This is a genomic window from Natrinema sp. 74, from assembly GCF_046097095.1.
Classification (GTDB): domain Archaea; phylum Halobacteriota; class Halobacteria; order Halobacteriales; family Natrialbaceae; genus Natrinema.
This window is the reverse complement of sequence record NZ_CP175698.1, coordinates 2,106,975-2,125,120: the sequence shown is the minus strand read 5'-3', so window position 1 is coordinate 2,125,120 and position 18,146 is coordinate 2,106,975. Positions and strand designations below refer to the sequence as shown.

Sequence of the window (18,146 nt, the reverse complement as noted above, 5' to 3'; positions counted from 1 at the left end):
CTTTTTCTCGCCGCGGTTCAGCGCTAAGGTAAGCCATCCGTCTCGGCGGATACGGGGAGATCGGTTCGTCCGGCGAACTGTCAGCGTGTGCAACCGATGGAAACTATCGTATACGCCGTCGGTGGAGTATGGTATGTATGCACAAGCCACTGCTAGTCCCGGAGTTCTTAGACCGGGCGCGAACGCACTACGGCGACGACGAGGCGGTCGTCGCCACCACGGGCGAACGGTTCACGTACGACGAACTCGGCGACCGCGCCGATCGGTTTTCGGCAGCGCTCGAGCAACGAGGCATCGAGAAGGGCGACCGCGTGGCCGTGCTCGACCCGAATACGCACTACCACCTCGAGGCGGCCTACGGAATCATGCAACTCGGTGCGATCCACACGCCGCTGAACTACCGACTCACGCCCGACGACTTCGAGTACATCTTGTCGGACGCAGGCGTCGACGCGATTTACGCCGACTACGACTTCGCTGACAGGATCGAGGCGATCCGCAACGAGGTACCGACGGAGATGTTCGTGACGAACGACGCCGATGCGGTCGACGGAGATTGGGAGGACTTCGACGCCGTGCTTGAAGAGGCCGGCACCGACTACGACCGGCCGGCGATGGCCGAGGACGAGATCATCACGATCAACTACACCTCGGGGACGACCGGCGACCCGAAGGGGGTCTGTCGAACGCACCGCTGCGAGACGATCCACGCCTATCTGCTGGTCGGCCATCAGGAGATTACCGACGACGATGTCTACCTCTGGACGCTGCCAATGTTCCACGCGAATGGCTGGGGACACATTTTCGCGGTGACCGGAATCGGGGCGACACACGTCTGTACGCGCGGCGTCGACGCGGGGGATATCTTCGAGGCCGTCCGCGAGGAGGACGTGTCGTACATGTGTGGCGCGCCGACGGTGCTGAACATGCTGGTCGACTACTACGAAGAACACGAACCCGAGACGACCGGTGAGAGAGATGTTCAATTGGCGACCGCCGGTAGCGCGCCGCCGGAGGCGACCATCCGGACCGTCGAGGACGAGTTCGGCTGGTACCTGAAACACGTCTACGGCGCGACCGAGACCGGCCCGCTGATCACCACGTCCGACGCCCGCCGACACTTCGATGACGACAGCGACGACCGGTTTCGGATCAAGAAGCGCCAGGGGCTGGCCTTCCTCGGGACCGAAATTCGCGTTGTCGACGAGGACGGCGAGGACGTCCCCCGCGACGACGAGACTATCGGCGAGGTCGTCGTTCGGGGCAACCAGATCATGGAGAAGTACTGGGAGAAACCCGAGGCGACCGAAGAAGCGTTCACCGACCGCGTCGAGGGCTACTACCACACGGGCGATCTGGCGACGATCGACGAAAACGGCATGATCGCGATTCAGGACCGCAAGAAGGACATTATCATCTCCGGCGGGGAGAACATCTCGAGTATCGAACTCGAGGACACGCTGTTCGACCACCCCGAGGTGTCGGACGTGGCGGTGATCCCCGCGCCGAGCGACGAGTGGGGCGAGACGCCGAAGGCGTTCGTCGTCCCGGCCAGCGGCGATCCCGACGACCCGGGCGTGACCGAGGGCGACCTCGAGGCGTTCACCCGCGACAACCTGGCGAGCTACAAGGCCGTCCACCGAGTCGAATTCGTCGACGAACTGCCGACGACAGCGACGGGCAAGGTCCAGAAGTACGAACTCCGCCAAGAGGAGTGGGAGGACGAAGAGCGACTGGTCGGGCAGGGGTGATCCGGCGGTCCAGCAAGTCTCTTCAGAACCCGCGTCGTTCGTCCCTTTCGTCGCCGTCATTGCTCTCTTCGGTCGTCGACCGCCGGGCATCCCAGCCGAACTCGTCATGTCGGTCGCCGCGGCCGGATTCGTCCAACGGAGCGGTCGAACGCGACGATCCGCGGCCGCCACGTTCTTTCGCGATTCGCTCCGCCTCCGCGCGATCGACCACGGTCGGGTTCGACGTCTCCTCGCTGATCGCCGCCCAGAGTATCAGCGGGATCACGAGCGCTATCGCGACGAGGAAGACGAAACCGACGGTGGCGGACATGGCTCGGGAACGATTTGACGGCCCGAACAGAAAAGTTTTCTGTATTGACACGAAAGACTACCGTATGAGAGACGACGAACACGGCTGTCCGAAGTGTGGCAACACGGAGACGGAGATCGACGAGATCGCGACGACGGGAGGCGGGTTGTCGAAAATGTTCGACATCCAGAACCGGCGTTTCCACGTCGTGAGTTGTACGAGCTGTGGCTACTCGGAGCTCTACAAGGGTCAGTCGTCGGGCGACATGGTCGATCTGTTCCTCGGCTAGAGCCAAGTTGCTTCGACGGACTCGATTGCCACCACAACGGGCGTACGCAGCGCGCGGAAACTGTAAACAGTTATCCGACTGGGGGCGCTAGCCCCCCACAAGATGGCCAACGACGTCAAGCCCACCCGCAAGAACTTGATGGCGATCGAAGATCGCATCGAGCTCTCCGAGCGGGGACACGGGACGCTCGAGAAGAAACGCGACGGGCTGATCATGGAATTTATGGACATTCTGGACAAGGCCCAGGACGTCCGCGGTGATCTGGCCGACGACTACGAGGACGCCCAACAGAAGATCAACATGGCTCGGGCGATGGAAGGCGACGTCGCGGTCCGCGGTGCCGCAGCGGCGCTGCAGGAACACCCCGAAATCACCACCGAGTCCAAGAACATCATGGGCGTCGTCGTCCCCCAGATCGAATCCTCGCGCGTCTCGAAGAGCTTAGATCAGCGCGGCTACGGGATCATGGGTACCTCCGCGCGTATCGACGAAGCTGCCGAGGCCTACGAGGACCTCTTAGAGAGCATCATCCTCGCCGCCGAGGTCGAGACGGCGATGAAAAAGATGCTCCGCGAGATCGAGACCACCAAGCGTCGCGTCAACGCCTTGGAGTTCAAGCTGCTGCCGGAACTCTACGAGAACCAAGAGTACATCGAGCAGAAACTCGAGGAACAGGAGCGCGAGGAAACGTTCCGCCTGAAGAAGATCAAGGAGAAAAAAGAAGCCGAAGAGAAAGCGGAACGCGAGACCGACACGGAGCCGGAAGACGAGTCGGAAGACGAGACCGAACTCGAGCACGCGACCGCGGACGACGACTGATCGATCGCAGCGCCCACCACGGCCGAACGAACCATGGCCTGTTCCGAGTGCGGTACGTCGACGATTTCGTTTTCTCTCCCCGACGAGTACCGCGAGTACGCGCCGTCGGCGGCCGCGGTCGTCACCGTCTGTCCTCGCTGTCTGACTCTCGAACCGGCCGCGGAGTCAGAGACAGTTCCGAACGAGGCCACCGCAAGCGAGCGCCCGGCGTTCGACCGAATCAGCGACGCGTTTCCAACTCAGCCCGAGCGCGCGGTCCCACTCGCGCTCGCAATCGGCCTATGTACGTCGCTGGCGACGAACCGCACTGAAATCGAACTCCTGCTCAGGGAGGTCGAACGCGTCGGTACCGACCCGCTGCTCGTCCTCGATCGACTCATCGCCGACCCGTCAGTGGAGCCGGCGATCGACCTTAAGCGCAGGCGCCATCAGCTCGAGCAACTGTTGTACTAACGGGTCGATCGCGGACTCGAGTGAATCCGAAGCGGAAAACGGTCTGTTTGTTACTTACCGGTCGGCCGGACGCCGTCGCTGACGGCCTGTTTCACCTGCAAAGCGGCGCTCGCCGCCAGTCCGCGAGCGACTTCGTCGCGTTCGTCGGCGGTGATGACCTCCTCGGAGGCACCGCCTTCCTCTAAATCCGGCGTGAAGCCGGCGCTGACGGCGTGGCCGACGGGCGGGCGGACGGCGACGGTGACCTGTGGCCCGGTCATGCCGCTCGAGACGTCCGCGTCGACGACGTATTCGCTGGGGAGGAACTCACGCGTGCGGGCGGCGATTCTGGAGACGTCGCGATGGAGCAACCGCTTCTGTGCGCTCGAAAGATCCGGAACGTCCGCCGCGGCGCGCTGCCCAGCACCAGTCTCGCCCGGTAGCCCTGCGTACGGCGTATTTCCGTTCATGAGAAGTGTGTGCCCGGAGCAATGGGTCCCCGGGTGAAAAGGGTTCGCATTCGGGAGATCCTAGATAATCGGCTCGCTGTCGCCGTAGACGGCGAGGACGACAGCGGTCGTGTGCCGTCCAGACTCGGCTTGCCGGCTCTCGACGGCGACCCGCGGCTCGGCGAACTCCCAGTCGCGCAGTTCTTGGCCGGCGGCCAGTCCCTCGCGGACGCGGCGCTCGACGTCGGCGCGGTCCATCTCACCGGCCGTCTCGTAGAACAGTCCTGGGCCGTCGTCGGCCGACTGGGACCACGCGAGCGCTGCACTGGCGCGACCCGGACCGGCGGTGGTGGCCCGCGCTTCGACGACCGTCAGGCGCTCGCCGGCGGGGCCGAGATCCGGCGCGGTGCCGACGGCCTCGACGTCGACGCCTGCGGGGATCACGGACGAGACGGAGACGAGGTTGTAGTTCTCGACGCCGGCTTCGGCGAGTGCGGCGTCGTAGGAAGCCATCGCCGTGGGGGCCGATGCCGTCCCCCAGACGACGCGGATCAGACTCATATCCGTCCTCGGGGACGAACGGCGTAAGGCGTTGCGATCCGGGATCGAATCGAGAAACAGCGTTCAGTGGCCGCGACGCTACGGAAGAGGTTGCTCTTCCGAGCATCGCGGACACTACGCGTCCGCTCAGCGGAGGCGGACAGGCTATTACCCAATACGTACCGCGAGTGAGTGCAGCGAACGAGCGGGCCGACGACCGATGTAAGCGAGAGCGCAGTACGACGTGCCGCGGGCAACGAGTGAACGGAGAGAGGAGTGCTGTTACTCAATTTTTGCCGAGGGTGCGCCTTCGGCGCACCCGCGGTTCGAAGGGCGCTTCGTGCCTTTCATCATCAAACGAGAGCTTCGATCTCACGGACCTCGTGAATCTCCGATTCGCTCAGTCACGAGAGAGCGAAGCTCTCTCGAACGACAGCACAAAACTTCGTGCTTACTGGTAGAAGTAGCCTGCCGACGAAACCACGTCGCTCGAGTCGTCGTTTTCGATCTTTGCTAAGGCTTCGGTGAAGTCCGAATGGGCGACCTCGTCGCGATCGTTTCGGATGGCGAACATGCCCGCCTCGGTGGCGAGGCTCTCGATGTCGGCCCCAGAGTAGCCGTCGGTGTCGTCGGCCAGCGCGGCGAAGTCGACGCCGTCGGCGATGTTCATGTTGCGAGTGTGGATCTCGAGGATCTGCTCGCGACCGGATTCATCGGGTTCGGGCACCTCGATGAGGCGGTCGAAGCGGCCGGGTCGGAGGATGGCGCGGTCGAGCATATCGAAGCGGTTGGTAGCGGCGATGATCCGAATTTCGCCGCGGGCCTCGAAGCCGTCCATCTCGGAGAGCAGTTGCATCATCGTCCGCTGGACCTCGGCGTCGCCGGAGGTCTTCGACTCGGTGCGGCGGGTGGCGATGGCGTCGATCTCGTCGATGAAGATGATGGCGGGTTCGCGCTCGCGGGCCATCTCGAAGAGGTCGCGGACGAGCCGCGAGCCTTCGCCGATGAACTTGCGGACGAGCTCGGAGCCGGCCATCTTGATGAAGGTGGCGTCAGTTTCGTTGGCGACGGCTTTCGCGAGCATCGTCTTGCCCGTTCCCGGTGGGCCGTACAGCAACACGCCACTCGGCGGGTCGATGCCAACTTCGTCGAATAGTTCGGGCTCGGCGAGGGGTTGTTCGACGGCCTCGCGGACTTCGCGGACCTGCTCGTCGATCCCGCCGATGTCGGGGTAGGCGACTTCGGGCTTCTCGGTAATCTCCATCGACTGGGCGCGTGCGTCGGTCTCGGCGTCAAGGATCGTCTGGATTGCAAAGGAGTCGTTGACGGCGACGCGGTCGCCGGGTTCGACGCGGTCGACCATCCGGGACGAGACCTCCGTAAGCACCTCCTGGTTGTTGCCGTGTTGTTTGACGATGACTTCCTCGTCTGCGAGCACATCTTCGACCGTGGCGATGTACAGCGAGGAGCTCTTCAGCGTCTCGTTTTCGCGCTCGACGCGGTCGACTTTCTCCTGCAGACGCGTTCGGCGGTCCTCGGCGTCGTCGAGTTGGGCCGAGAGCTGCTCGTTGACGTCGACGAGTTCCTCGTAGTGCCCGCGAAGCGCCTCGAGCCGCTCGTCGTCTGGGAGATCGGGGTCGATATCGCGGTGAGGTCGGTCGGGGATAGACGGGCTTCGAGACATCCTGATGTACGCCGTTAAGATATCGACAGTAAATGTGCCTTTGGGTCGCGGAGGGATTTCGGACGCCATATCAGTCGAGCGACCGTTCAGGGGAAACGGGAATCGATGCCACTAGCACGCGTTGAGAGTGGCGATACGAAATGGCTCGAGTGATATAGTCGTCCCCTGACACTCGTCCCGTCGATCGAACGTGCTCCGAGTACCGTCTCCGCGTTATGGGGTGAGACGAGCCGGCGTGTATCGATCGGATCGACCGACTGCGTGCCGGTAGCAACGAACGGAGACGAGGGAGCCAGCAGAACCGCCGGCACAAAGCCGGAACCGTCGGCGAGAGCAGTGGAAGTCCTCCGGAGCGACGAGACGGCCCGCAAGACGACTGGCAAGTCAATTAGTCCGGTGCGTCGAGTCCCATCGAGGTGTTCCCCGTCGACCTCGAGCGATCGCTCGAATGCTGATCTCTCACGGTGTAACCGGGCTCCGGGACCCACATATTATTTTAGGTTGGCCTAAATAGTTAGCGTTGGAGGAACGACTGCTACTATCTCACTGTCACCGCGAGCGTCGACCTCGTGTTTTAGGCTGGCCTAAAAATCGACGGCTTTATGTTGCTTTAGGTGAGCCTAAAACCTGCATGCGGCGATCAAATACGCGAGCATCCGACGACCGTGTAGCGGTTCCGACTCGTCGTGGAGGTGGAGCGCAATGAGCTATCTCGAGCAGGACGCCAGCGCCATCCTCTCCCAGCAAGCCGGGCGCGAATCGAACGCGCGAACGTACCCCCGCCGTCTCCCACTGGCCATCCAAGAGGCACAGGGAGTCACCGTGACGGACGTGGACGGGAACGAATACTACGATTGTCTCGCCGGGGCGGGGACGCTCGCGCTCGGTCACAATCACCCGCAGGTCGTCGAAGCGATGGAGCACACGCTAGAAGCCGACCGACCGCTCCACACGCTCGACCTCACCACGCCCGCGAAAGAGCAGTTCGTCGATTCGCTGTTCGAGAGCCTCCCCGACGAGTTCAGCGAACGAGCGAAGATCCAATTTTGTAGCCCAGCCGGAACCGACGCCGTCGAAGCAGCCCTCAAACTCGTCAAGACGGCCACCGGGAATCGGAGCATCCTCGGATTCCAGGGTGCCTACCACGGGATGACGAGCGGAGCGCTCTCGCTGATGGGCGATACCGGTGCCAAAGAGCCAATTTCGGGGCTGATGAACGACGTCCACCACCTTCCCTTCCCGTACGACTATCGGTGTCCGTTCGGCGTCGGCGGCGAGGCCGGCCATCAGATCGGAAGCGACTACGTCGAGAACCTCCTCGATGACGACGAAAGCGGAATCACCGACCCCGCCGGGATGATTCTCGAGCCCGTACAGGGGGAAGGTGGAGCGATCCCCGCACCCGATGCGTGGCTTCAAGAGATCCGTCGTCTCACGCGCGAACGCGATATTCCGCTCATCTTAGACGAGATTCAGGCGGGCCTCGGGCGGACCGGCGAGACGTACGCCTTCGAGCACGCCGGAATAACACCCGACGTAGTCACGCTCTCGAAAGCCGTCGGCGGTGGGCTCCCGCTCGCCGTCGTCGTCTACGACGAGGATCTCGACGTCTGGGAGCCGGGCGCGCATGCGGGAACGTTCCGCGGAAATCAGCTTGCGATGGCGGCCGGCGAAGCGACCATCGACTACGTACTCGAGCACGATCTCGATGACCACGCCGCCGACGTGGGCGCACAACTCCGAGAGCACCTCGAAGCAACAGCCGAGCGGTTCGATCCGATCGGCGACGTCCGAGGGCGGGGGCTGATGCTGGGCGTCGAGTTCGTCGACACCGACGCCGACTGGCAGGGGCCGGGTCCGCACGCTCCGGATGGCGATTTCGCAGCGGCAGTTCAGACCGAGTGTTTCGACCGCGGCCTCATCGTCGAACTCGGCGGTCGCAAGAGCGCAACCGCCCGGTTCCTCCCGCCACTGATCGTCTCCGAGTCACAGATCGACGAGATCGCCGCCATCTTCGAAGCGGCCGTCACCGCCGTCACCGAGACAGACACGGAACCGGCCGAGGTGGCCGCATGACCGGGGATGACCTGTTTCTCGGCTCCGAGGCGGGTGCTACCGCGTATCGGGAGGCCATGCAATTGGCGACCGACGCCGTCGTGAACGACTTCGCCGACGCTGAGAACCCCTACTCCGGACGATCGCCGGAAGCGCTCGCCGAGGACTTCGATGAGCCCGTCATCCCCGAAACCGGGACGGGCCTCGAGGCCGCGATCGACGAGGCCGCCACGAGGGTCCTCGCCCACTCCGTCGGGACCTCGAACCCGCAGTGTGCGGCACACCTCCAGTGTCCGCCGATGATCCCGGGGCTCGCCGCAGAGGCGATGCTCACCGCGGCGAACCAGTCGCTCGACTCCTTCGATCAGGCGCCCGCCGCGACCGTCCTCGAAGAGGAGGTCGTCGATGCGCTCTGTGACCTGTTCGACCTTCCGGCCGCCTCGGACGGCGTCTTCACGAGTGGTGGGACGCAGTCGAACTTCCAGGCGCTGCTGTTGGCCCGCGATCGGTACTGTCGTCGGCGGTTCGGCCGTGACGTGCAGTCGGGCGGACTTCCGCCAGCGGCTGAGTCGCTTCGTCTTCTCTGTTCGGAGGACGCCCACTTCACGGGCGAGCAGGCGGCCCATCACCTCGGACTCGGTGAAGACGCGGTCGTCACCGTTCCGACCGACGAGGACCGACGGATGGACACGGACGCGCTCGACGCGATACTCGCCGACCTCGAGACCGGCGACGCGAACCCCTTCGCGCTCGTCGGAACCGCCGGAACCACGGACTTCGGCAGCATCGATCCGCTGGACGAACTCGCCGACCGGGCAGCCGAGTACGACCTCTGGTACCACGTCGACGCCGCATACGGCGGTGCCCTCGCGCTGACCGGCTACGACGACGTACTAGGCGGTATCGAGCGCGCCGACTCCGTCGGCGTGGACTTCCACAAGCTGTTCTATCAACCGATCAGTTGCGGCGCGTTCCTGCTGGGCGACGGGGACGATTTCGAGTGGATGGCGCGCAACGCCGCCTACCTCAATCCGGCGGACCACGACGAAACCGGCGTTCCGAACCTCGTTGCGAAGTCCGTCCAGACGACGCGCCGGTTCGACGCGCTGAAACCATACGTCGCGTTCCGCGCCATCGGTCGCGAGGGAATGGCTGCTCTCGTCGAGGAAACCCTGGATCTGGCTCGAGACGCCGCATCGCTCATCGAGGGGGCGACCGACTTCGAACTGTTACACGAGCCGACGCTGAACGCGATCGTCTTCCGCTATCGTCCGCGCGAGGCGATGGACGAACGGGCCGTGAGTCGGTTGAACGCGGACGTTCGAGAACGGTTGCTCCGCGACGGGCGCGCCGTCGTCGCCAGGACGGACGTCGCGGGCGTGACCAGCCTGAAGTTCACGTTACTGAATCCGACCGCGACGCTCGACGACGTCGCGTCGATGTTAGACGTCGTCCGCGACTGCGGCGCGGCGGTCGCCCGGGAGCAGGAGGTGGTCACATGACGCTGGCGTTCGACGGCCACACGGACCGGGACGTCGGTCCCGATGAGCGGGCCGACGAAGCCACCGTACACGCGTTCCTCAACTGCTACCTCCGCGAGACCGGCGACTACACGGTCTCCGACGACCCCGTTGCAGACGTCACACCCGGTCCCGACGGCCTGCTTCGGACGCGGCTTCCCGAACAGGGGATCGACGTCCTGGCACCCCTCGAGTACCGGTCGCCGACCGAGCGCCATCTGTTCGACACGCCCGTTCGGTATCGGCTTCCCGACGGGGTGGTCCAGCGGGCCGACGCCGCGACGCTCGCCTCGCTCGTGGTGAAAGACCTCTCGCTGGAGCGAGCGGACGGCTCCGTTCCGGACGAACTCCTCGAGCGGGTCCTCCGGAGCAAACGAAACGTCGAGATCTTCGTCCGGGCGCGTGAACGTGACGAAGCGCGGCTCTACGACGAGCAACTGTCGTTTCGCGATGCGGAGCAGGCGCTCGTCTTCGGCCACCACCGCCATCCGACGCCCAAGAGCCGTCAGGGTATCGCCGCCCGGAACCGGGAAACGTACGCACCGGAGCTCCGCGGGTCGTTCCCGCTCCACTACTTCCGCGCCGATCCCGACCTCGTCGCGTCGGACTCGGTCCTCGATCGGCGCGCCACGACCTGGGTGAAAGACGCCCTCCGCGACGACGACAGCGTGTCCGCGTCGTTCGTCGAAGAACATGTCGACGACGGGGACGCCCTGCTGCCGGTCCATCCCTGGCAGGCGGAGTACCTCCTCGACCAGCCACACATCCGGCGACACCTCGGAGACGGGATCGAATACCTCGGCGGCGTCGGGCGGGAGTTCTATCCGACGACCTCGGTCCGAACGCTCTACGCACCCGACGCCCCGTTCATGGTGAAATCGTCGTTACACGTGAAGATCACCAACTCCGTGCGGACGAACAAACGCCCGGAACTCGACCGCGGCGTGGCCGTCGCGGAACTCCTCGACACCGCGTTCGGCGACGAACTCGCCGACGCGTTCCCGAACTTCGACATCGTTCGCGACCCCGCCTTCCTCGCGCTCGACGTCGGCGACGAACGCGAGTCCGGATTGGAAACGATTCTCCGAGCCAACCCCTTCCGCGGCGATCTGGCAGAGCGGTCGACGCCCCTGGTATCGCTCTGTCAGGACGCTATCGCGGGGCAGTCCCGTCTCGGTCGTCTCGTCACGACCATCGCCGAACGCGAGGGACGTGACACCGACGCGGTCAGCGAAGCGTGGTTCCGCAAGTATCTGCAAATCGCGATTCGCCCGGTGCTGTGGCTCTATCTCGTCCAGGGCGTCGGTGTAGAGGCGCACCAACAGAACTCCGTGCTCACACTCGACGAGGACGGGTACCCGAGCGAGTTCCGCTATCGTGACAATCAGGGGTTCTACTTCCCCGAATCGCAGTATTCCGACGTCGACGCCTATCTCCCGGGCGTCGGCGAACGCGCCGATACCGTCTGTGCCGATGCCATCGCCGACGAGCGGCTCCGCTACTACGTCGTCCTGAACAACGCGCTCGACGTCATCAACGCCTTCGGGAGCGCCGGACTCGTCGACGAGCGTCGCCTATTGGCGCTCCTCCGCGAAGAACTCGAGCGGGCCCGCGATCGCTACGACCGGCCCTCGTCGGACTTTCTCGCCCCGCTGTTGGAGTCGCCGACCGTTCCCTGTAAAGCCAACCTGCTGACGCGCTTCCGAGGACTGGACGAACTAGAGAACGACCTCGAGAACCAATCCGTCTACGCGGATGTAAAGAATCCGCTCGTCACCGAACTCGATCTATGACCGGACCCGACGCGACCATCGCGACCGACTACGACTATCAGACCTACGATCAGACCATCGAGAGAACCGTCTCGCTCCGGCAGGCGACGCTCGACCGCGACCTCGGTCGGCTCCACGCCTGGCTGGCGAGCGACCACGTGAAACCGTACTGGGAGCTTGACCTGCCGTTGCCGGCGTTTCGCGATCGCTTCGCCGGGAAGGTCGCAGACGACCATCTGACGCCCTACGTCGGGTGTCTGGACCACGTTCCGATGAGCTACTGGGAGTGTTACTGGGCGGCCGAGGACGACGTCGCGAACCACTACGACGCCGAGCCGACCGACCAGGGCGTGCACCTGCTTATCGGACCGCCGGCGTACCTGGGCCAGGGCTACGCGGTACCGCTGTTGCGAGCCGTGGTCGGAATGCAGTTTCGCCACCCGGAGACGGACCGCATCGTCGCGGAACCGGACGCTCGCAACGAGCGCGTCATCCACGTCTTCGAACAGTGCGGGTTCGAACCGCGCCGAGAGTTCCGCTTCGACGAGGCCGAGAAGGACGCCGTACTGCTGATCTGCGAGCGAGAGCGGTTCGAGACCGACGTGCTCGCTGATAGGACCGTCACACCGCAGTCGGGGGCGGACGACGGCGACGAGGTGAGCGCCGATGGCTAACTCAGACGGCGTCTACGACGTTGTCGGCGTCGGATTGGGGCCGTTCAATCTCGGTCTCGCAGCCCTGTTAGACGACGTCGAGGAATCCGTCGATGCCGCGTTCCTCGAGCGAGAGCCCGAGTTCAACTGGCACGAGGGCATGCTGCTCGAGGGAACGACCCTCGAGGTGCCGTTTCTCGCCGATCTCGTGTCGCTTGCGGACCCGACGAACCCACACAGCTATCTCAACTACCTGCGGGAGACGGGGCGCATCTACGAGTTTTACTTCTACGAGACGTTCCAGACGCCCCGCCGCGAGTACAACGACTATCTGCGGTGGGTCTGCGAGAACCTCGACAGCTGTCGGTTCAGTCGCGAGGTTCACGCAGTCCGGTGGGACGAGGAGCGCGACCACTACGTCGTCACGGCCCACAACCCCGAAACCGGCGACCGGTTCGAGTACCGAAGCGAGAACGTCGCGCTCGGGATTGGGTCGCGGCCCCAGATCCCGGAGCCGCTCCGGGGACAGCCGGACGAGGACGTCTTCCACACGGCACGGTATCGCTCCAACCGCGATCGCGTACTGGACGCCGAGTCGGTCACCGTCGTGGGCTCGGGACAGAGCGCCGCCGAGGTGTTTCAGGACCTGCTGGAACGCCGTCCAGAGGGAGGCTATCGACTGGACTGGGTGACGCGCTCGGACGGGTTCTTCCCGATGGAGTACTCCAAACTGGGGCTGCAACACTTCACGCCCGAGTACGAGCAGTACGTCTACGACCTCCCCCAAGCGGTGAAAGACGATCTCATCCCGAACCAAGAGCTGCTCTACAAAGGAGTCGATCCGGAAACGAGCGCGGACATCTACGACCTCCTCTATCGGCGCTCGATCGGCGACCGCGATCCCGATATCGGTCTCTTCGCGATGACGGAGGTGCGAGACATTGCCGACGTGGGCGACGCGTATGCCCTCGACTGCCACCAGTGGCAGGCAGAGGAATCGTTCGTACACGAGAGCGAAGTCGTCGTCCTCGGGACCGGATACGAGCGCCCGATTCCGGACTTCCTCGAGCCCCTCAAGGAAGCGATCAACTGGGACGACGAGGGGCGGTTCGAGGTGACGCCGGACCACCGACTCGACATCGACGTGGCGGGGGACGTGTTTCTCCAGAACGCGGAACTCCACACCCACGGCGTCGGCGTCCCCGATCTCGGCCTCGGCTGCTATCGGAACACGACGTTCGTCAACCGCCTCGTCGGCCGCGAAGCCTACCCCGAAGACACCGACACGGTCTATCAGGACTTCGCAGTGGAGCAGTTCATCGAACACGCACCGTCCGCTTCCCGACAGCCCGGGAGCGAAGCGATCCCGACCGACGACGACTGATGATGAATCCGAACGACACGACGCGACAGCGCGCACTGGACAGCGAAACGTGGGAGACGGTCGAACGCCGCCTCCTCACGAAGATGCTCGAAGAGTTCACGTACGAAGAGATACTCACACCGCGGGCGGTCGATGACGACGGCGAGCGCACTACCTACCGCTTCGATCTCGGCGAGACGTCGTACCGATTCGAGGCCGCGGAGCGGCTGCTGGACAGCCTCCACGTCTACGGCGACACCGTCGAACGCCGCGACGGGAGCGACGACTGGACCGCGTTCACGGATCCGCTCGCACTCGTTCGCAACCTCGGCGAAACCACCGATCTCGACGGGCTGACCGAAGGGAACCTCGTTCGCGAGTACAAGCGGACGCTTCTCGCCGACGCCCACGTCGAGGCTCGCAAGCGACACCGCGACGACGTCGATCTGCTCGAGCTCGATTACGCCGAACTCGAGGGCGAGATGGAAGGCCACCCCTGGATCACGTACAATAAAGGCCGCCTCGGTTGGGGGTACGACGACTACCGACAGTTTGCGCCCGAACAGAAAACCCCCGTGGCGCTCTCGTGGGTCGCCGTCCGCAGGGAAACGGCGACCTTCGTCGCTACCGAGGACGTCGACCACGACTCGCTCGTCCGGCGCGAGCTCGGGTCCCGGTATGGGGAGTTCCGCGACCGGCTGACCGAACAGGGCCTCGATCCGGACGACTACTACTTCCTGCCGGTCCACGACTGGCAGTGGGAGAACAGTATCGTCCCGCTGTTTCCCGATCACATCGCGGCCGAGGACATCGTGCCACTCGGAGAGGGGCCGGACGAGTACCTGCCACAACAGTCGGTACGTACCTTCGTCAACGTCGACGACGAGGAGAAACACCACGTCAAAGTCCCGATGCGGATCCTCAATACGCTGGTCTGGCGCGGTCTCCCCGGAGAACGGACCGAGATCGCTCCTGTCATCACCGAGTACATAAAGGGCATCTACGAGCAAGACGCGTTCCTGCAAGCACAGGGACTCGTCCTTCCCGGGGAGATCGCAGGGATCAACTACGACCACTCGGATTTCACCGACATCGAGGGCTCGCCCTACCAGTACCACGAACTGCTCGGCGCTGTCTGGCGAGAGTCCATCTACACGTTTCTGGACGACGACGAGGAGGCGGTCACGCTCTCCTCGCTGATGCACGTCGACGGCGAGGGCGAGCCATACATCTCGCAACTCGTCGCGGAGTCGGGGCTCACGCTCGACGAATGGCTCGCGGAGTTTTTCGAAACCGTGTTGCCGCCGCTCTTGCACTTCCTCTATCGCTACGGCACGGTCTTCTCCCCGCACGGACAGAACACGATCCTGCTCGTTGAAGACGGAGTTCCCTCCCGCCTCGCGATCAAGGACTTCGCCGACGACGTGAACGTAAGCGACCGCCCGCTTCCCGAACTGGACGGGCTCTCCGACGAGTTGCGTGACGTGCTCCGAAGGGAACCCCCGGAAGGGCTCTGTCAGTTCATCTTCTCCGGGCTGTTCGTCTGTGTGCTCCGATACGTCGCGGACCTCCTCGTCGAGCACGAGGGGTACTCCGAAGCGCAGTTCTGGACCCACGCTCGAGAGACGATACTCGCGTACCAATCGCAGTTCCCCGAACTGGAAGAGCGGTTCGAGCTCTTCGACCTGCTTCAGCCCGAGTTCACGAAGCTCAGTCTCAATCGGAACCGAATCTTCGAGTACGGCTACGACGACGCGCCCGGTCGTCCCCACGCCTCCGAGCATGGCACGGTGACGAACCCCCTCTACGAGGTCGCAACCGATCCAGTGGAGTACGCGAATCGGCCGAATCCCGCCGACGACTAGGGGGTCCGACACAGACTCGCTCTCCTGTCTTCAGGGAGGGGCGCTGAAATCCATTGTCGGAATACGACCTAGCGGGTTTCAGAGCGAGTGGTCCCACCGCCGATACCGTATTCAATCGGTTCGACATCATCGGGTGCTCGCACCCGGGTATCGGGTAAACCGACGAAGAAAAGCGGATGGCGAGTATAACGCCGGTAATGGATATTCAGTTTCTCGGCGGCGCCCGCGAAATCGGCCGCAGTGCCGTTCTCGTGGACGATTCTCTCCTCCTCGATTTCGGGATGTTGACGGGCACCCCTCCGCAGTTTCCGGTCGAGACACCGACCCCCGACGCGGTCGTCGTGTCGCACGGACATCTCGATCACGTCGGGACGATACCGTCCCTGCTTTCCGGTGACTCGCGGCCGCCGATCCACTGGACGCCGCCGACGTACGAGCTGACGCTGACGCTCGCGCGGGACACGCTCAAATTACACGGGGGATCATACAACTGTCCGTTCACCGAGACCGATCTCAAGCGCGTCACGCAGGTGTCGAAAACGCACGGGTATCGGGAATCCTTCGAAGCGGCCGGCTACGACGTGACGTTTTACAACGCGGGACACATCCCCGGAAGCGCCCACGTGCTCGTCGACGATGGGGACACGCGCTTGCTCTATACGGGTGACTTCCACACTGACGATCAGCGGCTGGTCTCGGGGACCACTGCACGACCCGACGCTGACGTCGTCATCTGCGAGAGCACCTACTCCGACGTCGAGCATACAGACCGGTCCGTGGTGGAAGAGCGATTCGCCGAGAGCGTCGAGACGACGCTCTGGGAGGGCGGCACGGTCGTCGTCCCTGCGTTCGCGATCGGACGGACCCAGGAGCTAATGCTCGTCTGTGACGCCTACGACATCCCGTGTTACGTCGACGGGATGGGAAAGCGGGTGACCGAGATGCTTCGACAGTATCCCGCGTTCGTTCGCGACGAGGACGCATTTCGACGGGCGAAATCCCACGCGCGGTTCGTCACCGGTCGTAACGGTCAACGAAAGCGAATCGCCGACCAGAAGGCAGCGATCATCACCACCAGCGGAATGCTGTCCGGCGGCCCCGCTATGACCTATATCCCGGAAATTCGGGCGAATCCGATGAACAAGATCACCATGACCGGCCATCAGGTCGAAGGGACACCCGGTCGTGACCTCGTGGAGACGGGCAGCGCCGAGATCGACGGCCAAACGATGCCGGTCAGCGCACAGATCGAGCAGTATGATTTCTCTGCGCACGCTGACCGAGACGGGCTTCTCGAGTTCCTCGGCTCGTACGAGGACAGCACGATTCTGATAAACCACGGAGACCGGTGTGAGCGATTCGCGTCTGGGCTCCGAGAAGAGGGGATCGAGGCTACGACACCGCGGCTGGGCTCTGTACATAGCGTTTGACTCCCGATACGTTCGGTCCATCGGCTCGCAGAGTTCGTCTCTATCGACGACGTCGTTCTCGAGCGTGATCGCGGGACGTCGCCGCGAACCGTCCGCAGACCCTCCGACTCGAGTCCCGGCTACCGATTGAGAGAGCGCATGGCTCAATCGGATTCAGTCGAGTCCGGACGGGAGGAGTTGGGTTTCCACAGGGGATAGTCAAGGCCGGCCGCTCGGTTGATGAGGAGTGCTTGCAGCGTCAGCAAGACGACGGCCAACAGTAACACGCCGAGCGCGACGGGGCGGGTGAGTAGTCCGAGGCTGACCATGAGAGTGGTGGCTCCGGCCGGCGGGTGCGGGACGTGCAGCCAGACCATGACTCCGGCGGTGAGCGCTAAGGACAGCGCAGCGGCTCCCACTCTGGCACCCGAAATCCCCCCGGGGAGCGCCGGGCCGGCACCCAGCAAGCCGAACGCGGCTAGAGGGAACCAGCCTGCCAAGATACCGATGAGGTGTCCGTAGACGGTGTTTCGCGGAGAGGCGGCGTTCTCGAGCGGTGTGTGAAAAAACAGGAACGCAGTCGGGCCCAGTGACGGGAAGATGAACGGCTCTCTCGTCGCTAGAGCGGCCGCCCCCATGAGGGACATCGAAATCAGCCCGTTGACGAAGGCGAAAGCGCCGAGTACAACCGTGTGGTCGTGGTGGGCTTCGAGGGTCGACAGATCGAAGCGCCGGGCCAACCCGATCACGATATCGGACGTCCGGTTACCGATGGAGTCGCGAGAGCGATCCATTTCGATCTATCCGACAACCAGCGCCTGCGGAGCGTCCGTGCTCAGTTGGGTGCGCAACCAGGATAGCTGCGTCTCGGTCTGATCGTCGCAGGCGGTAACCGTCTCGATCAGCTCTTCGTCGGGCACTGCTCGAGCGGCTTGGCCGACCAGCGTCCACGTGATATCCACGAGGCTGGCGAGCATGTACAGATCCTGTAGGTCGCGTAATAATCCGGCCGGTCCCGATCGGGGTTCGGATATCCCTTCGGGGTGCAATCGTTCGGGCTCTTCGGGGTTATCTTTGCCGTAGCGACGCGCCAGCGGAGTGAGCTGCTCGACGTGAGCGTCGCATTGCTCGGCGAAGTTCTGACAGCGGTAATGTATCCCTGCGTCCGAAGTGTGTTCGTCGGCCACCTTGCGGAACGAATCGGCGAGAGTTCGTTCGGCTTCGTGCAGCATATCCAGATAGACCGGTAGGTGCAT

General features: G+C 63.8%; 17 protein-coding genes. 11 read left to right on the top strand and 6 right to left on the bottom strand.

Annotated features, from left to right (window positions below):
- The first annotated feature begins 137 nt into the window (after positions 1 to 137).
- Positions 138 to 1,751, top strand: a complete 1,614-nt coding sequence (locus ACJ70B_RS10505) for a class I adenylate-forming enzyme family protein (RefSeq protein WP_408956936.1) — start codon at positions 138 to 140, stop codon at positions 1,749 to 1,751.
- Between the two features lie 22 nt (positions 1,752 to 1,773).
- On the opposite strand, the gene ACJ70B_RS10500 is transcribed toward ACJ70B_RS10505, so the two are convergent.
- Positions 1,774 to 2,061: a hypothetical protein gene (locus ACJ70B_RS10500; protein WP_408956935.1), complete on the bottom strand. Its 288-nt coding sequence runs from the start codon at positions 2,059 to 2,061 to the stop codon at positions 1,774 to 1,776.
- A gap of 64 nt (positions 2,062 to 2,125) precedes the next feature.
- Here ACJ70B_RS10500 and ACJ70B_RS10495 point away from each other — a divergent pair, with 64 nt between their 5' ends.
- The 3 genes from ACJ70B_RS10495 (at position 2,126) to ACJ70B_RS10485 (ending at position 3,601) form a co-directional block, all read left to right on the top strand.
- Complete coding sequence (locus ACJ70B_RS10495; RefSeq protein ID WP_408956934.1) at positions 2,126 to 2,329, top strand: zinc ribbon domain-containing protein; 204 nt, start codon at positions 2,126 to 2,128, stop codon at positions 2,327 to 2,329.
- A gap of 102 nt (positions 2,330 to 2,431) precedes the next feature.
- The gene (locus ACJ70B_RS10490; RefSeq protein ID WP_408956933.1) at positions 2,432 to 3,148 is read left to right on the top strand and encodes a V-type ATP synthase subunit D; all 717 of its coding nucleotides are present in this window, start codon (positions 2,432 to 2,434) and stop codon (positions 3,146 to 3,148) included.
- Between the two features lie 33 nt (positions 3,149 to 3,181).
- Positions 3,182 to 3,601, top strand: a complete 420-nt coding sequence (locus ACJ70B_RS10485; RefSeq protein ID WP_408956932.1) for a DUF6276 family protein — start codon at positions 3,182 to 3,184, stop codon at positions 3,599 to 3,601.
- 50 nt (positions 3,602 to 3,651) lie between these two features.
- Here the strand turns inward: ACJ70B_RS10485 and ACJ70B_RS10480 are convergent, their stop codons facing one another.
- The 3 genes from ACJ70B_RS10480 to pan2 form a co-directional block, all read right to left on the bottom strand.
- A complete protein-coding gene (locus ACJ70B_RS10480) occupies positions 3,652 to 4,050 on the bottom strand; it encodes a DUF5811 family protein (protein ID WP_408956931.1) in 399 nt (132 codons plus the stop codon).
- A 60-nt stretch (positions 4,051 to 4,110) separates the two neighbouring features.
- The gene (locus tag ACJ70B_RS10475; protein WP_408956930.1) at positions 4,111 to 4,590 is read right to left on the bottom strand and encodes a pyruvoyl-dependent arginine decarboxylase; all 480 of its coding nucleotides are present in this window, start codon (positions 4,588 to 4,590) and stop codon (positions 4,111 to 4,113) included.
- A 430-nt stretch (positions 4,591 to 5,020) separates the two neighbouring features.
- Entirely contained in the window at positions 5,021 to 6,253 is a 1,233-nt protein-coding gene (pan2, locus tag ACJ70B_RS10470) for a proteasome-activating nucleotidase Pan2 (protein ID WP_408956929.1), read from the bottom strand.
- A gap of 702 nt (positions 6,254 to 6,955) precedes the next feature.
- Between pan2 and ACJ70B_RS10465 the strand changes: the two genes are divergently transcribed.
- From ACJ70B_RS10465 to ACJ70B_RS10435, 7 genes are all read left to right on the top strand, one after another.
- On the top strand, positions 6,956 to 8,329 hold the full coding sequence (locus tag ACJ70B_RS10465) for a diaminobutyrate--2-oxoglutarate transaminase (RefSeq protein ID WP_408956928.1): 1,374 nt from the start codon (positions 6,956 to 6,958) through the stop codon (positions 8,327 to 8,329).
- Positions 8,326 to 9,810: a pyridoxal phosphate-dependent decarboxylase family protein gene (locus tag ACJ70B_RS10460; protein ID WP_408956927.1), complete on the top strand. Its 1,485-nt coding sequence runs from the start codon at positions 8,326 to 8,328 to the stop codon at positions 9,808 to 9,810. Before ACJ70B_RS10465 ends, ACJ70B_RS10460 begins: the two co-directional genes overlap by 4 nt.
- Positions 9,807 to 11,621, top strand: coding sequence for an IucA/IucC family protein (locus ACJ70B_RS10455; protein WP_408956926.1), 1,815 nt, complete (start codon positions 9,807 to 9,809; stop codon positions 11,619 to 11,621). Before ACJ70B_RS10460 ends, ACJ70B_RS10455 begins: the two co-directional genes overlap by 4 nt.
- Positions 11,618 to 12,274, top strand: coding sequence for a GNAT family N-acetyltransferase (locus tag ACJ70B_RS10450; RefSeq protein WP_408956925.1), 657 nt, complete (start codon positions 11,618 to 11,620; stop codon positions 12,272 to 12,274). The genes ACJ70B_RS10455 and ACJ70B_RS10450 overlap by 4 nt, the downstream gene beginning before the upstream one ends.
- Positions 12,267 to 13,637 (top strand): lysine N(6)-hydroxylase/L-ornithine N(5)-oxygenase family protein, encoded by a 1,371-nt coding sequence (locus ACJ70B_RS10445; protein WP_408956924.1) that lies wholly within the window; start codon positions 12,267 to 12,269, stop codon positions 13,635 to 13,637. Before ACJ70B_RS10450 ends, ACJ70B_RS10445 begins: the two co-directional genes overlap by 8 nt.
- A 2-nt stretch (positions 13,638 to 13,639) precedes the next feature.
- Complete coding sequence (locus ACJ70B_RS10440; RefSeq protein ID WP_408956923.1) at positions 13,640 to 15,481, top strand: IucA/IucC family protein; 1,842 nt, start codon at positions 13,640 to 13,642, stop codon at positions 15,479 to 15,481.
- A 197-nt stretch (positions 15,482 to 15,678) separates the two neighbouring features.
- Positions 15,679 to 16,911, top strand: coding sequence for an MBL fold metallo-hydrolase (locus ACJ70B_RS10435; RefSeq protein ID WP_408956922.1), 1,233 nt, complete (start codon positions 15,679 to 15,681; stop codon positions 16,909 to 16,911).
- A gap of 143 nt (positions 16,912 to 17,054) precedes the next feature.
- Here the strand turns inward: ACJ70B_RS10435 and ACJ70B_RS10430 are convergent, their stop codons facing one another.
- Together ACJ70B_RS10430 and ACJ70B_RS10425 are read right to left on the bottom strand one after the other, a co-directional pair.
- A complete protein-coding gene (locus ACJ70B_RS10430) occupies positions 17,055 to 17,684 on the bottom strand; it encodes an HPP family protein (protein ID WP_408956921.1) in 630 nt (209 codons plus the stop codon).
- 6 nt (positions 17,685 to 17,690) lie between these two features.
- Positions 17,691 to 18,146: a hypothetical protein gene (locus ACJ70B_RS10425; protein WP_408956920.1), complete on the bottom strand. Its 456-nt coding sequence runs from the start codon at positions 18,144 to 18,146 to the stop codon at positions 17,691 to 17,693.

Bases quoted from the DNA above. Each gene is read 5' to 3' on its own strand.
- ACJ70B_RS10505 (WP_408956936.1), top strand. From the start codon at position 138: ATGCACAAGCCACTGCTAGTCCCGGAGTTCTTAGACCGGGCGCGAACG.
- ACJ70B_RS10500 (WP_408956935.1), bottom strand. From the start codon at position 2,061: ATGTCCGCCACCGTCGGTTTCGTCTTCCTCGTCGCGATAGCGCTCGTG.
- ACJ70B_RS10495 (WP_408956934.1), top strand. From the start codon at position 2,126: ATGAGAGACGACGAACACGGCTGTCCGAAGTGTGGCAACACGGAGACG.
- ACJ70B_RS10490 (WP_408956933.1), top strand. From the start codon at position 2,432: ATGGCCAACGACGTCAAGCCCACCCGCAAGAACTTGATGGCGATCGAA.
- ACJ70B_RS10485 (WP_408956932.1), top strand. From the start codon at position 3,182: ATGGCCTGTTCCGAGTGCGGTACGTCGACGATTTCGTTTTCTCTCCCC.
- ACJ70B_RS10480 (WP_408956931.1), bottom strand. From the start codon at position 4,050: ATGAACGGAAATACGCCGTACGCAGGGCTACCGGGCGAGACTGGTGCT.
- ACJ70B_RS10475 (WP_408956930.1), bottom strand. From the start codon at position 4,590: ATGAGTCTGATCCGCGTCGTCTGGGGGACGGCATCGGCCCCCACGGCG.
- pan2 (WP_408956929.1), bottom strand. From the start codon at position 6,253: ATGTCTCGAAGCCCGTCTATCCCCGACCGACCTCACCGCGATATCGAC.
- ACJ70B_RS10465 (WP_408956928.1), top strand. From the start codon at position 6,956: ATGAGCTATCTCGAGCAGGACGCCAGCGCCATCCTCTCCCAGCAAGCC.
- ACJ70B_RS10460 (WP_408956927.1), top strand. From the start codon at position 8,326: ATGACCGGGGATGACCTGTTTCTCGGCTCCGAGGCGGGTGCTACCGCG.
- ACJ70B_RS10455 (WP_408956926.1), top strand. From the start codon at position 9,807: ATGACGCTGGCGTTCGACGGCCACACGGACCGGGACGTCGGTCCCGAT.
- ACJ70B_RS10450 (WP_408956925.1), top strand. From the start codon at position 11,618: ATGACCGGACCCGACGCGACCATCGCGACCGACTACGACTATCAGACC.
- ACJ70B_RS10445 (WP_408956924.1), top strand. From the start codon at position 12,267: ATGGCTAACTCAGACGGCGTCTACGACGTTGTCGGCGTCGGATTGGGG.
- ACJ70B_RS10440 (WP_408956923.1), top strand. From the start codon at position 13,640: ATGAATCCGAACGACACGACGCGACAGCGCGCACTGGACAGCGAAACG.
- ACJ70B_RS10435 (WP_408956922.1), top strand. From the start codon at position 15,679: ATGGATATTCAGTTTCTCGGCGGCGCCCGCGAAATCGGCCGCAGTGCC.
- ACJ70B_RS10430 (WP_408956921.1), bottom strand. From the start codon at position 17,684: ATGGATCGCTCTCGCGACTCCATCGGTAACCGGACGTCCGATATCGTG.
- ACJ70B_RS10425 (WP_408956920.1), bottom strand. From the start codon at position 18,146: ATGCACCTACCGGTCTATCTGGATATGCTGCACGAAGCCGAACGAACT.